This is a genomic window from Neobacillus driksii (genome assembly GCF_013409995.1).
GTDB classification, from domain to species: Bacteria; Bacillota; Bacilli; order Bacillales; family Cytobacillaceae; genus Neobacillus; species Neobacillus driksii.
The window spans coordinates 17,273-31,436 of sequence record NZ_JACCBX010000003.1; the positions used below are offsets into that span (position 1 = coordinate 17,273).

The following is a 14,164-nucleotide window of genomic DNA, read 5'->3' on the forward strand; positions in this document are numbered from 1 at the left end:
CAAGTAAAGCTCTTCTTTATCATTCCACCTCTCGATTTTTTCATTTGTTTTCCATTTCAATTTTTTAAATACAAAAAGAGCCTGTCACTTAGGGACATAGTAATCCCTTGGTGACAGGCTCCTCCAAAAATCGTTTTTATTTATTTACATAATGTTAACATGACTTTATTTTCTATTCAATGGTTTTTTTATTTAAAAATTTTACCACCCATGTACTTCGTCCAAGCTTTTCAACTCTTTATTTCATAAAATGAAGTTAGATAACGTTCGGTGGAGGTGGAGAAGGAATGAGTCAACAAGGTGGTAACAACAAGGCTTTTGCATTAATTGTTGTATTATTTATTCTTTTAATTATTGTCGGATCTGCATTTATTGGCGGCGGATATTAATCAATAAGAATCGGGCTTCAGCATTTAGGTGCTGAAGCCTTTTTAAATAATTTGTTGTATCTTCAGTTAAACTATCTGTATGATAGTAACATTACTACAAATATTGGAGGCACCTATGCTTACTTTTAACGAAAAATTAGCCATAATTGAATCATTTCCTGAACTAGAACGAAAAGACGTCTCACTTAAACGTGTTAATTTCCAGCTGCCAAACAGCGCATCTGACAAAAAAAATGTTGTCTATCATCTTCATCCAAATGGAAACGGATTTGTTTATGCAGGAAACCTACATTCCTATCAAACAGATGATAAAGGAATGGTGAATATTCGTGACTTTTCTGCGGATGAATTACAGAAATTGATTAAGGAGTCGATTGAATCCTTATTACCTGTAGAAAAATCACTAGCAGAAGAAGCGATTATAGGTAATCAGGTGGAAGAACGCTGGATGGACGACGAAAAACATCATCTAATCGTAATCAATGAAAACGATACTTGGAATATTTACTTTGGATTAAACCTTGAAGAAAGCTTCGACACCTACGGTGAAGCAGAAGAGTTTTTAAAAGAGGAAGGCTTCCGTCGGGTATAGTACATATTTTCTTTCAAAGCTGTGCAAGTAGCACAGCTTTTTTATTCAATCCAGTTCACCCTTATTTTTTAATTCAGTATCGATCAAGTCATCTAAACGCATAATACTTTGTTTTGCACGATCAAAATCAATGCTTCGATAATGGTGCATTCCACCCTCTTCCTCGTCTTTTTCATCCGCCCATTTTACAATTTGCTGCAGTGGTGTACGTACGATATCGTTCGATGGTAAAAATGAATCCGTATGAAACAGAATGGCTAGAGCAATACTCTTTGCCCTTACTGGATTTTCACCAAGGCGGATTAATAATTTGTGTGCTCTCTCCGCACCTTTTATCGGGTGTATATCATTTTGTTTATATAAATCATAATCCCATTTTCCATTCTTATACCACGTGTAATGCCCCATATCATGCAAAAGCCCCGCCTTTGCGGCTGTATCAATATCCAGTTTATGTTCTTTAGCTAAATGAAAGGCATGATATGCAACAGCAATTGCATGGGCAATTCCAGAGCGATTCAAGTATTTTTGTGCAATATGATGTTCAAATATGTTAATTAACCTTACATCCCTCATATCAATCTCCTCCACTCCATGCAGTATGCTATTTTTTTATTATTCATTATATTATAAACATAAATCTAAGGCTACATATTTATTCACCCAAACTAATAAAAAAAGAAGCCTTCATCTTTAATGAAAGCCCCACTTTACTTTTATATTCATTTATTATTCATTTGCAGTATCGGATGTTTTTATGCTTTCTGTTTCCGTCTCTGCTTCACTTGTACCTTCCAGAGAATCCGTACTATCAGTATCCGTTATACCTTCTGTTTCCTTTACCTCTTTTTTAGCTTTTGGAGCTAAATATTCGAGGTCATTTGGATTTATAGGAGTATATCCCTCAGGTTGATAAAAGCGTAAAAGGTCTTTATAAACAATTTCGTCAGATATTTGAAGCTCTGCAGCTGCTTTATCTGCTATTTCCTTACATGCGTTAGTACCTTCGAGTAATTCTCCCGTTACATTACTGTAGCATTTACCCTTGACCTGAACAATTTCAGGTGAAACAAAATCACCATTCCTAAATAAAGCCCAATTTCGGTGGTCTGGAGATAGTAAATCAGACCCAAGTTCCATATAATCTTTTGTATCAATTCCTAATAAGTGCAGGATTGTTGAACGAACGTCAGCCTGACCTCCATATTGCTGCTGAACTCCACCTTTTACTCCAGGAACATGAATAAATAAAGGAACGCGCTGTAAGCCAGTATTTAACGTTGGAGTGATTTCCTCAACTCCAAGTACTTTTGCCATCGCTTCGTTGTGATTTTCCGAAATACCGTAATGGTCCCCATACATGACAATAACAGTATTATCGTATAAACCTGATGCTTTCAGGTCATTAAAGAACTGTTCAATCGCTTCATCCATATAATGTGCTGCTTGGAAATACTGGTCAACTACTTTGTCGCCTGTGTCGCCCGCAGGAAACTCAGTATCCTCAGGGTCCATTTCAAATGGAAAATGGTTTGAAAGAGTTAAAAACTTTGTATAGAACGGCTGTGGTAAGCTCTTAAGTAATGGCATTGATTCAGTAAAGAATGGCTTATCCTTTAAACCGTAATTCTTAGTATTTTCATCAGTCATATTGTAATATTCCGCGTCAAAAAATTGATCGTATCCTAATGCCTTGTACATCACATTTCGGTTCCAGAATGTTTTATAATTTCCATGGAACGAAGCGGAATAGTAACCATTACCTTTTAAAATCGCCGGCATAGCCTGGTAGGTATTTTGTGCTTTATTGACAAATACAGCACCTTGAGCCATTGGGTATAATCCATTTTCCATCAAGAATTCTGCATCTGATGTCTTTCCTTGACCAGTTTGATGAAAGAAATTCTCAAAATAAAAGGCTTCATTCCCATGTACTAAGGAATTCAAGAAAGGTGTTACTTCCTGTCCATCTGGCATTTTATAATCAATTGCAAAGCTCTGGAGTGATTCCATTGCAATATATACTACGTTCATTCCCTTGGCCTTACCAAAATATTCAGGGTTAGGTGCTGTGAAATTAGCTTTCCGGTAATTCTCAACATCTGTAATGTCACTGCTGTCTGCAAGTGCGCGCTGACCTGAAGATTTAATGTTTTGAATGACATCATAGATGGTAAAGTTATAGGCACCCAAATATTTGACTAAGTAATTTCGATCAAATGAACGACTCAAAAGCTGTGGACGATCCTTTTCAGCCAAACCAAGATTAAATAAGAAAACAGTGACTGCAAATAATAAGACCACTTTAAATGACCTTTTATGTTCCACCACAGCCTTCTTAAAGACAGTGGCAGCAAGAATAATTAAAATAAAGAAATCCAAGAAGTATAAGAAGTCAAATGGAGACATTAGGGAGAGAGCACTATCTCCCAATTGTCCTGCATTGGTTTTCGTTGACATCAATACCGGAACCGTAATAAAGTCGCTAAAGAATCTGTAATAAGCGATATTCGCGTACAATAAAAACGACAGAATAAAGTTCATTACAATCAATACTAATTTCATACGCTTTTTGAAAAGTAATGCTAAACCAAAAAAGAACAATGCTGAACTTAGCGGGTTAATGAATAAAAGGAACTTTTGTAGGTTATTATCAATTCCAAGTGTGAATTCAATTTGATAAGCTGCATAGGTTTTTAGCCAGAATAAAACAACAGCAATTGCAAAGAAAGCAATCGATCCATTATTTTTTATTTTAGGCAGTTTAATCTTTTTCATTTCTATTTCTCCTCTCACTTACCAATGACCCTTCGGTAAACGAACCTCAATAACTATAACATATTTCTATAAAAATAAAAACATAACCCTTCCCATTAATACCCAATTTTCTTTCGTCAATTTTCACAATAGTTGGGTATTAAATTATTATTACGATAAGCTTGGTCAATTTAATCTGAAAGCTTAAAATTTATCATGATATGAACTTCTTTTATATAAGACGGTTAGAAGCTCATTAAGTTTCATTTTTTTAGGAGGGATCTTTTTCTAAGTAATCATAAACCGTAAGTTTAGGGCATGCAATATGATTTTAGTCTTATCTTTTACAGAATATAATACAAGCTATCCTTTTAGAACTATTTATAATGGAGAAAAGCGGTTACATTTTATACGAATTAAATTCCACATAAAGGTAAAAATAAAATGACAATGAAAAGAGGAGTGAAAGAAATGAATGTTAATCGTGTAAAGCAAATTCTGTCGTCTTCTGCAGATATTGAAGTGAAATATAATGGAGCATCCGTCTGGATTGATCAATTAAATGAGGATGGAAGAACCGCAACTGTTCATCTGAGAGGCCCTCTTGAAGAACGTACGACCGTGGAAATTGGAGAACTTATCGAAGAATAAAAATACCACCACCTTTCTTTAAAGGTGGGGTATTTTTTTATATGCCAGTCCAATTCTGCCTAAATCATGTCTTCATTTTCCTTATCTATGTCTCTTGGCTGAGGTTTAACTTGTTGATCAAAACCTTTACTAAGGACCTCTCTTGTATTTGTGCCTACGTCTACTTTGGTATTAGACTTAGGAAGCTGACTTAATTCCTTACCTCTTGGCATTGTCTTCACCCCTTATAGTTAAAATGTTCAAGGTGCGAGCAAATTAATCAACCAAATATTATGAAGGATCTTACATGTATCATAGTAAAGAAACCACCCTTTAAGGTTGGTCTCTTTACTACTTTCATATATCCTGGATAGCAGTATTTGCTAAGAGTTGGATGGTCATGTCATCCATCGGGGGGTTGTGAAGTCCTGCTCTGACATCTCGATAGTACCGCTGCAGAGGATTTTTTAAAGATAAACTTCTCGCTCCCACTAATCTCATTGCCAAATCCACTACTGCGATGGCATTATTCGTAACCGTTAATTTTGCAGCTCCTAAAGTAGGACCCATCTTCGCTCTGCTCTGTTCTTCAGATTCATCCCATTGCTTCGCTACAGCTTGTAAGAAATACTCTGATTCGATCAACTTCAATTCCATCTCCCCTATTTTTTGTCGAACGTTGGGTAAATCTATAATGGTGCCCTCGACACTATTAGGAGAATATTTTAACGCAAATTCAATCGCATATTTTTTTGCTGCTTTTGCAATTCCTAGATAGCAAGCTGGAATATGCAGGAGCCAGCCACTTGCTTTCTTCCCATCCATTCCAATCTGTTCCACAAAATATTCTTCAGGAACAGATACATTTTGCAAGATTAAATCATGACTTCCTGTTCCCCTCAGGGCAATACTATCCCACGTTTCTTCAATCAAAATCCCCTTTGCAGATCTGGGGATAAGGAAGTTTCCTACCTGCTTTGTATCTGTTAAAGTGGCACTAACAATGAAATAATCTAAAACAGGTGCCATTGTAGTAAAGGTTTTTCTACCTTTTATAATCCACTGATTTCCTTCTTTATGTGCAGTGGTTTCAGGTCTGCCACCTCGGGTTGGACTTCCTGTTCTCGGCTCTGTAGCTGCACTATTGATTAAAGAACCATTTAAAACGTCGTCACAGATCTTTTTAAAAATACTTTCATTCCAAGAATTTTTTTCTGAGAGGTTTTTGATAATCCCCATATGCCAGCCAATGGATAAGGCAGTTGCTCCGTCCCCCTCAGCAATTTTTTCTTGAAAACGTAGCATGTCATATAGTGAAATTTCTTTCCCGCCATACTTCTTTGGAACAGTTAACGAGGTATAACCCGTATCTTTTAAATCTTGAATATTCTTAAATGGGAAACTTCCATCGATATCAACCTGATGAGCTCTTGAGAAAAATCGTTTTGATAGATTATTCATCAGCTCTAACTGTTCATCAAATGTTTCTTTTTCTTGAAATTTCATAAAATCCCCCTCCGAACTATACATGTAATAACGATTAACCTTCCATATATATAATGATTTGAGTATGATATTACACGAATGAGGAGTTTTTTTCCATTTTAAAAGAATTTAATACTATATTAATAGTTTAGTGTGATAACTCACAGTTAAATATCGAAAATTGTTTTATAATACACTGAGAAAAATTTTCCGAATTGTCTATTTGTATGAAAAAATCCGGTTGTATAGCATTAATGGAAATACTACACTTATTGGAAATAAAGGGGGGATTCCAAATGTCTCAAGGTGCAAAACAATTATATCTTCAAACTACAAGCCTTGTGGCCGGTTTTATGGTCTGGGTGCTAATTTCCTCACTCATGCCTTACATTCAAGCAGATATCAATCTATCATCAACTCAAATATCTTTGGCAACTGCAATACCAGTAATTCTTGGGTCTTTGTTAAGAGTTCCGATTGGTTATTGGACAAATCGATTTGGTGCTAGGTCAATATTTTCAATTAGTTTTATTATTTTATTGTTGCCAATTGGGATTCTAAGTACTGCTAATTCGTTATTTATGTTAATTTTGGGCGGATTGATGCTTGGTATTGGCGGAGCAGTATTTTCTATCGGCGTTACTTCACTGCCCAAATATTATCCAAAAGAAAAACATGGCTTTATTAATGGAATTTATGGTGCTGGTAACATCGGAACTGCACTTACATCGTTTGCTTCACCTGTTCTAGCAAATGCGTTTGGATGGAGAACAACGATTCAAATATTCCTTGTTGTTGTTTTAGTCTTTGCTATTTTGAATTTTCTTTTTGGTGATAAGAATGAGAGAAAAGTTAACAATCCATTAACGGACCAAATTAAAGAAGTTTATAAAAATGAAAAGTTATGGTTTTTAAGTTTATTTTATTTCATCACGTTCGGTTCGTTCGTAGCATTTACGATCTATTTGCCTTCATTCCTAGTCAATCATTTTGACTTGGAGAAAGTCGATGCCGGATTACGTACTGCTGGCTTTATTGCTTTGGCTACTGTATTTCGTCCAGTCGGAGGGTGGCTTGGAGATAAATTAAATCCTTTTTTTATCTTAATGGGTGTCTTCACCGGATTGACTTTTGCCGGTTTTCTATTGGCCTTTACTCCATCACTGCCCATCTATTCGTTTGGATGTTTATTCGTAGCTATTTGTGCAGGACTTGGGAATGGAACAATTTTTAAATTAGTTCCTTTATATTTTTCGAAACAAGCAGGAATCGTAAATGGTATTGTCTCTGCAATGGGCGGGCTTGGAGGCTTTTTCCCCCCCATCATTTTGACTATTCTCTTTAATTGGACTGGACATTATGCTATCGGTTTTATGTCGCTTTCAGAGTTTTCATTAGCTAGTTCAATATTAGTCGTCTGGCTCTACTTTCGTGAAAAACAGGACATTTCCGCAAAAATTGTCAATAATGCTACTGACGGAATAACTGTTACGGATAAAAATGGAATTATTCAAAGCGTGAACCCCGCTTTTACCAAAATTACCGGATACAAAATGGATGAGGTGATAGGTAAAACACCTAGTGTCCTTCAATCAGGAGAACATGATAATGCTTTTTATAAAAAAATGTGGGATAGTTTGATTAATGCAGGCTACTGGGAAGGATTCATTTGGAACAAACGAAAAAATCAAGAAATCTATCAAGAATGGTTAACCATTACCGCAATTAGAGATGACAGTGGTGAAACAAAGAATTATGTTGCTATGTTTCATGAAGTGGATGACCAAAAGAAATAAGACCTTCATCGGAGGGTCTATTTTTATCAAAAAAAATGCAGATTCAGCGAAAATTATTACAACTTTTTGACTTTCACCCTAAGTTCACAGTTCCTTCACTATTTTTGTGACGTTCGTCACAAAAATGATGTTAGCATGTGTTTTATAGTGAATACACAAAGAACATCCACTTTTAAAAAATGTGGATTTAGGGGAGAGATAAATATGGCACGAATTAATTATTGGAATCCTGAGGATGAAAAGTTTTGGAACTCAGAAGGAAAAAAACATGCAAAGCGGAATCTATGGATTTCTGTTCCATCATTAATGCTGGCGTTTATTGTTTGGCAGATTTGGTCTGTGGTGGCAATAAGACTCAATGATATTGGCTTTGCTTTTACAGATGAACAACTATTCACACTAGCAGCGATACCAGGTCTTGTCGGTGCAACCCTTCGATTTGTTTATACTTTTGCAGTCGGTTCCATTGGCGGTAAAAACTGGACAGTCATTTCAACAGGCGTTTTAGCTATTCCTGCTATTGGTATTGGATTCGCGGTACAAAATCCGGATACACCTTTTTCAATTATGTTATTGTTAGCAGCACTTTGTGGACTCGGTGGAGGGAACTTCTCATCATCCTCTGCAAATATTAGCTTTTTCTTTCCGAAAAAAGAAAAAGGTACTGCTTTAGGTATTAACGGCGGTTTAGGAAACATGGGTGTTTCTGTTGTACAATTTGTCACACCATTAATCGTTACAACTGGTGCTTTCGCATTTGCTGGTAAAGGTCAAGTATTAGCAAACGGTCAACAAATATGGTTACAAAATGCTGCATTCATCTGGGTCATCCCTATCGTGATTATGACATTACTGGCTTACTTTAAAATGGATAATGTTCCAGGTGCTAAACAATCAGTAGCTGATCAATTTGTAATTGTAAAACGTAAACACACTTGGATTATGACAGTACTTTATATTGCAACATTCGGTTCATTTATTGGCTACTCAGCGGCTTTCCCGCTTTTATTGAAGTCACAGTTCCCTGAATATATCTCACTTGCCTTCCTTGGTGCCTTAGTTGCAGCTGCAGCAAGACCTGTTGGAGGCTGGATGGCTGATAAATTCGGTGGAGTTCGAGTAACAGCTTATGTGTTTGTTGTAATGGCCATTGGTGCAATAGGCGTTATTTACTTCTTAAACCTTAATGAGTTTGCTGGTTTCTTAGGATCATTCCTTGTTCTATTCCTAGCTTCAGGTATTGGTTCAGGTTCAACATTCCAAATGATTCCAACCATATTCATCCCTAAAGAAGCTGCACCTGTGATTGGTTTCTCTGCTGCATTTGCAGCTTATGGATCTTTCTTAATTCCTAAACTTTTTGGATGGAGTATTAATACAACAGGTTCTTACGTAACAGCATTCTATTTCTTCATTGGTTTCTATGTCATTGCGTTTGCACTAAACTATTTCTACTACCAAAGAAAAAACACAGAAGTTAAGCAATTGGTTAAACAAGCCGGATAATCCCCGGCTTGTTTTCCTTTTTTGTTCTATATAAAAAGCACGGAAAATTCATTCCGCGCCTTCTGTTTATATTCGTGAAATAGCAACTGCACAAGCTTTGTATTCTGCCGTTCCTGAAATCGGGTCATATTCGTTTAATGTTAGGACATTCGTTGGTGTTTCACTCCAGTGGAAGCTCATGAATACCAGTCCAGGAACGACTTGATCGGTAATTTTCGCCTTCACCTTCAGCTCTCCTCTACGAGATCGTACTTCTACCACATCACCGTCGGTTATCCCAAGTACTCGAGCATCGTCCGGATGAATATCAATGGTTTCTTCTGTTTGTTTCACCTTCACTCCCGCAGCATAATAGCGAGTCTGCGAATGTGTATTATAAGACTCATACCGTCTTCCAGTTGTTAACGTAAATGGATACTCTTGATCCGGGAGCTCCAAAGGAGGTGTGAAATCTACTGGAACAAAAGGTGATTTCTTAGCATTAGACTGCTGATTGTGAAATCTCTCATGCATGACAAATGTCCCTGGATGGTCCTCCGTTGGACATGGATAATGGATACTGTATTCCTTCTCAAGTCTTTCGTAAGAAATACCACCATACATCTCCCAAGCAAGTTTTCTCACTTCATTCCAGATTTCTTCACTGTTTGAATAGTTCATTGGATATCCAATTATGGTTGAAAGCTCACAAAGAATAACCCAATCTTCTTTTACATTTGGCCCAGGCTCAACGGCTTTACGGACTCTTTGAATTCTTCTGTCCGTATTGGTGTAAGTTCCATCAACCTCTCCCCATGAACAAGCAGGAAGAACAACATCTGCCATTTTAGCAGTTTCTGTTAGGAAAATATCCTGAACAATTAACAAGTCCAGCTTTTTCATTAACTCTTTCGTATGGTTCATATGAACATCCGCAAGCAATGGATTTTCTCCTATGATGTAAAGCGCCTTTAATTCACCATTTTCTAGTCTGTCAAAGGTTCTCGTTTGTGTATCACCTACATGAGGATTGAGGATGACATTCCATTCTTTCTCATAGCGTTCACGGTACTCATCATTCACTAAACTCATTGCACCTGCCAATTGGTTTGGCAAACAACCCATATCCCCTGCGCCCTGGACGTTATTTTGTCCACGTAACGGCATAATTCCTGTCCCCTGCTTACCTATATTGCCTGTCAATAAAGCAAGATTCGCTATATCAAAGACATTATTCACACCACAATGGTGCTCCGTAATCCCAAGCGTATAAGCAATCATCGAACCACTCGAACTAGCATATTCCCTTGCTGTTGTTACAATATCCTCAGCACTCAAGCCCGTAATGGAAGCAGCATATTCAGGTGTGTACTGGTCAACATGTTTTCTTAATGACTCAAAATCGATTGTAAATTGCTTAATAAACTCTTCATTATATAAGTTTTCTTTAATAATCACCCGTAGGAAAGCATTTATCAGTGCTATATCTGTCCCAACATTGATTTGGAGATGCCGGTGAGCAAATTTCACCATGTCAATTTTTCTCGGATCAATAACAATTACCTTTAAACCATTTTTTATTGCTTTTTTGATTCGGTTTGCTATGATTGGATGGGCCTCGGTCGTATTCGAACCCATTAGCAGCAATACTTCTGCTCTATCAAAATCCTCTAACGTATTCGTTGGGAAACCGCTTCCAAATACAGTTGCCAGACCGGCAACACTCGGAGCGTGTCAAGTACGGTTACATCCGTCGATATTGTTGCTGCCTATCACAGTTCTCATGAACTTTTGCGTAATGTAATTGGACTCATTTGTGGTTCTCGCACAGGCAAACATCGAAATCGCATTTGATCCCCATGTATCTCTTATACCCGACAATTTGTCTGCAATAAATTGGTAGGCCTCATCCCAAGTTGATTCAACTAATATCCCCGCTTTTCGAATCAGCGGATTACTTAATCTATTGTTTGAATGAACATATTCATAGGCAAAAGCGCCTTTCACACAGGTTTGCCCTTTGTTAACAGGTGCCTCTTTGTCACCGCGAATTTTCATTATTCGATTATCCTTTACCTCAAGTACTAAACCGCAGCCTGTGCCGCAATAACCGCAAATAGTTTTGACGAAATTTGCTTCTCCCAAATTTTCCCCTCCTAAATTAAACATTTATACTTATATAAACATATTAATCTATTCAAACAAAAAGTAGCTTAATTATTTTAAAAAATAATTGTCTATTTTTTGAAAAATAAAAAAAAAAAAAAAAAAACAGAAGATAAAATCTTCCGTTTTAATCATGCTGGTTTTGCGGGTAAAAGGATATTAAAGGTAGTGCCTTTATTTGGCTCACTTTCAACGAACACTTTTCCATTATGATTTTCAATAATTTTAAAACTGACCATTAATCCTAGTCCGTTACCATTTTTCTTGGTTGTATAGAATGGTTCACCAAGCTGATTTAGTTTTTCTTTTGGTATTCCGACGCCTGTGTCCTGAATCGAGATTTGGACATTGTTATCATGAATCATGGTTCTAACATGCAATTCGCCGCCATTTGGCATGGCTTCGATACCATTTTTAATAAAGTTTAAAAACACCTGCTTTAAACGGTTTTCATCACATTCAATCTGGATAATTTCATGTGGGCAATCTAATGAAAGCTTCACATGCTTCTTCCTCGCTTCAAATTCAAATAGTGATACTACATTTTTAATCACTGGAACCACATTCTTTTCTTCTAGTTCAACCATCTTCGGTTTTGCCAAAACCATGAAATCCTCCACAATCGTATTGACCCGTTCAATTTCATCGAGAATAATATTAATAAATTCTAAACGTTCGGGGTCCTTTTCATCTAATGTAAGGAACTCTGCATAACCTTTCATCGATGTAAGCGGATTGCGAATTTCATGCGCGACTCCTGCTGCTAATTGTCCAACAGCCGCCAACTTATCTTGACGATGGACAATCTCTTCTGTTTTCTTTCGTTCCGTAATATCATTACGAATCGCTACATATTGGTATGGTTTCCCATTTTCATTCAAGAAAGGAACAATGGTTGTATCTACCCAGTAGTATGTTCCATCCTTTGCTTTATTTCTAATTTCCCCCTTCCAAACTTTCCCTTCCCCAATTGTTTTCCATAGATCTTTGAAGAACAGCTTGGAATGATGCCCAGAATTTAGGATGCTATGATCTTTCCCAATAATCTCTTCACGGCTGTATTTTGAGATTTCACAGAATTTATCGTTTACACTTGTAATGATTCCTCTGGCGTCTGTAAATGCCACAATCGTAGATTGATCAAGTGCAAAGCGGATGTCTGTATTATCCTTAATTGATTCTCTTAAGTGCTCTTCTGCTTTTTTTCGATCGGAAATATCAGTACGAATGGCAACGTATTGATATGGCTTCCCATTATCATTTAAAAAAGGAACAATGGTTGTATCTACCCAATAAAGGGTTCCATCTTTAGCGCGGTTGCATATTTCACCTTTCCACACTTCTCCCTGACCTATCGTCCGCCAGAGTTCTTTAAAAAATTCCCGTGAATGGTAGCCTGAATTTAATATCCTGTGATCCTCACCAAGTAATTCCTCACGACTGTATTTCGATATTTCGCAAAACTTTTCATTTACACTTGTAATTTTTCCCTTTTGATCAGTAATGGCAATTATGGAAGATTGGTCGAGCGCAAAGGTGATATCTCTAGTTTCTTTAATAGATTCCAACAATGCCTTTTCTGCATTCTTACGATTGGAAATATCAGATCGAATAGCAATATATTGAACTGGATTACCTTTTTTATCTAAGAAAGGAACAATGGTAGTATCCACCCAATAAAGAGAGCCATCTTTGGCTTTATTTCTAATTTCCCCCCGCCAAATTTTTCCAGATTGAATAGTTGACCATAATTCCTGAAAAAACTCTTTTGAGTGATATCCTGAATTCAATAGGCGATGGTTCTTTCCGATAATTTCTTCCTTACTATATTTAGAGATTTCTTCAAATTTATCATTTACAAATATTATCGTCCCTTTAGCATCTGTAATAGCTACAATTGTCGAAGCATCCAAAGCCGCTTTGATATCCTTCAAGTTCGTATCGGATTCGGCAAGCTGCTTACTAATCAACGTACTTGAAGCAATTAACCCGCTAATAATTAAAACTGTGACAAATAAAACTAAATAGATTAAAAATGTCTCTTCATTGATAGATCCATTTAAATTATTATTGTTTGAAATAATGGTTGAAGCTCTTTTTAAAAGAAAATGCCCTTCTGCAATTGCGCCAGAAATTATCAAAGCACTAATTGGTTTTAACCAGGTTTGACTTCCTTTTGAATAGGTTTTTGAAGAAAAAAGGATCCATAAAGCAAATAAAAAAGACCCAAAGATCAATAGTCCGGAGAATATAAAAAGCGGAACATTGTATTCAATCGTCAGGTTCATTGCATATATACTTATTATATGAATAGCAAAAACACCGGTCGTTAAGAACAAACTCCCAATAAATAAATGAATTCTTCTAATAACCCTCCTAAACAGAGGAATGAAAGCCATCCCTGAAAAGGCGATCCCAATAAAGATAGACAAAATCGTCAGGGGTATTTGGTAACTTGAAAAGCGGTCTATATCAGCCGCTATTAACCCTAGGAAATTCATTACCCATATGCCTACCCCCATTGCTAAAGAGCCGCCAAGAAATAAAAGCCTTTTACTATTCTTTGAATTTTTTATTAAGGTAAACATGTCTAAACCTGTATATGAAGCCATAAACGTTAATCCTATGGCAATAACAATTAAAAATGGATGAAATTCAGCTGACACTGTATCCATTTACAGCATCCCCCCTTTTACCTAATCTCTTTTACTTTGATTGTAATGGATACCATTACTGTAGGGAAGTGTTTTTGTTCACAAAATTGTCGAATTTATATTATTTTAACGATATATAACTGTTTCCACATACATAATATGGAGCACGCGTGCACAAAATTAAAATGCAGGGTAAATGTATCATTTTTC

Annotated in this window: 11 protein-coding genes; 5 read left to right on the plus strand and 6 right to left on the minus strand. The window is 36.5% G+C overall.

Features of this window, described 5'->3' with window-relative positions; translation table 11 throughout:
- Positions 1–287: 287 nt before the first annotated feature.
- Both F4694_RS06245 and F4694_RS06250 read left to right on the plus strand, forming a co-directional pair.
- A complete protein-coding gene (locus F4694_RS06245; protein ID WP_179596051.1) occupies positions 288–389 on the plus strand; it encodes a YjcZ family sporulation protein in 102 nt (33 codons plus the stop codon).
- A 115-nt stretch (positions 390–504) separates the two neighbouring features.
- On the plus strand, positions 505–981 hold the full coding sequence (locus F4694_RS06250) for a hypothetical protein (RefSeq protein WP_179596052.1): 477 nt from the start codon (positions 505–507) through the stop codon (positions 979–981).
- Between the two features lie 45 nt (positions 982–1,026).
- Here F4694_RS06250 and F4694_RS06255 read toward each other — a convergent pair whose 3' ends face one another.
- Together F4694_RS06255 and F4694_RS06260 are read right to left on the minus strand one after the other, a co-directional pair.
- The gene (locus tag F4694_RS06255; RefSeq protein WP_179596053.1) at positions 1,027–1,557 is read right to left on the minus strand and encodes an HD domain-containing protein; all 531 of its coding nucleotides are present in this window, start codon (positions 1,555–1,557) and stop codon (positions 1,027–1,029) included.
- A gap of 153 nt (positions 1,558–1,710) precedes the next feature.
- Positions 1,711–3,759, minus strand: coding sequence for an LTA synthase family protein (locus F4694_RS06260; RefSeq protein WP_179596054.1), 2,049 nt, complete (start codon positions 3,757–3,759; stop codon positions 1,711–1,713).
- A gap of 450 nt (positions 3,760–4,209) precedes the next feature.
- Here F4694_RS06260 and F4694_RS06265 point away from each other — a divergent pair, with 450 nt between their 5' ends.
- Entirely contained in the window at positions 4,210–4,389 is a 180-nt protein-coding gene (locus tag F4694_RS06265) for an H-type small acid-soluble spore protein (RefSeq protein ID WP_179596055.1), read from the plus strand.
- 59 nt (positions 4,390–4,448) lie between these two features.
- Here the strand turns inward: F4694_RS06265 and F4694_RS06270 are convergent, their stop codons facing one another.
- Positions 4,449–4,601, minus strand: a complete 153-nt coding sequence (locus F4694_RS06270) for a hypothetical protein (RefSeq protein WP_179596056.1) — start codon at positions 4,599–4,601, stop codon at positions 4,449–4,451.
- 124 nt (positions 4,602–4,725) lie between these two features.
- The gene (locus F4694_RS06275) at positions 4,726–5,874 is read right to left on the minus strand and encodes an acyl-CoA dehydrogenase family protein (protein WP_179596057.1); all 1,149 of its coding nucleotides are present in this window, start codon (positions 5,872–5,874) and stop codon (positions 4,726–4,728) included.
- A 275-nt stretch (positions 5,875–6,149) separates the two neighbouring features.
- Here F4694_RS06275 and F4694_RS06280 point away from each other — a divergent pair, with 275 nt between their 5' ends.
- Both F4694_RS06280 and F4694_RS06285 read left to right on the plus strand, forming a co-directional pair.
- Positions 6,150–7,649, plus strand: a complete 1,500-nt coding sequence (locus F4694_RS06280) for a nitrate/nitrite transporter (protein ID WP_179596058.1) — start codon at positions 6,150–6,152, stop codon at positions 7,647–7,649.
- Between the two features lie 204 nt (positions 7,650–7,853).
- Positions 7,854–9,155 carry an MFS transporter gene (locus F4694_RS06285; RefSeq protein ID WP_179596059.1) on the plus strand — a complete coding sequence of 434 codons (1,302 nt, stop codon included), beginning with the start codon at positions 7,854–7,856 and terminating at the stop codon, positions 9,153–9,155.
- 66 nt (positions 9,156–9,221) lie between these two features.
- Here F4694_RS06285 and fdhF read toward each other — a convergent pair whose 3' ends face one another.
- Both fdhF and F4694_RS06300 read right to left on the minus strand, forming a co-directional pair.
- Positions 9,222–11,303: a formate dehydrogenase subunit alpha gene (gene fdhF, locus F4694_RS06290; protein ID WP_257029158.1), complete on the minus strand. Its 2,082-nt coding sequence runs from the start codon at positions 11,301–11,303 to the stop codon at positions 9,222–9,224.
- 128 nt (positions 11,304–11,431) lie between these two features.
- Complete coding sequence (locus F4694_RS06300) at positions 11,432–13,975, minus strand: PAS domain S-box protein (protein WP_179596062.1); 2,544 nt, start codon at positions 13,973–13,975, stop codon at positions 11,432–11,434.
- Positions 13,976–14,164 lie beyond the last annotated feature (189 nt).

Coding starts and splice junctions, on each gene's coding strand:
- F4694_RS06300 (WP_179596062.1), bottom strand. CDS start 13,975: ATGGATACAGTGTCAGCTGAATTTCATCCATTTTTAATTGTTATTGCC.
- F4694_RS06270 (WP_179596056.1), bottom strand. CDS start 4,601: ATGCCAAGAGGTAAGGAATTAAGTCAGCTTCCTAAGTCTAATACCAAA.
- F4694_RS06265 (WP_179596055.1), top strand. CDS start 4,210: ATGAATGTTAATCGTGTAAAGCAAATTCTGTCGTCTTCTGCAGATATT.
- F4694_RS06250 (WP_179596052.1), top strand. CDS start 505: ATGCTTACTTTTAACGAAAAATTAGCCATAATTGAATCATTTCCTGAA.
- F4694_RS06285 (WP_179596059.1), top strand. CDS start 7,854: ATGGCACGAATTAATTATTGGAATCCTGAGGATGAAAAGTTTTGGAAC.
- F4694_RS06245 (WP_179596051.1), top strand. CDS start 288: ATGAGTCAACAAGGTGGTAACAACAAGGCTTTTGCATTAATTGTTGTA.
- F4694_RS06260 (WP_179596054.1), bottom strand. CDS start 3,759: ATGAAAAAGATTAAACTGCCTAAAATAAAAAATAATGGATCGATTGCT.
- F4694_RS06275 (WP_179596057.1), bottom strand. CDS start 5,874: ATGAAATTTCAAGAAAAAGAAACATTTGATGAACAGTTAGAGCTGATG.
- F4694_RS06280 (WP_179596058.1), top strand. CDS start 6,150: ATGTCTCAAGGTGCAAAACAATTATATCTTCAAACTACAAGCCTTGTG.
- F4694_RS06255 (WP_179596053.1), bottom strand. CDS start 1,557: ATGAGGGATGTAAGGTTAATTAACATATTTGAACATCATATTGCACAA.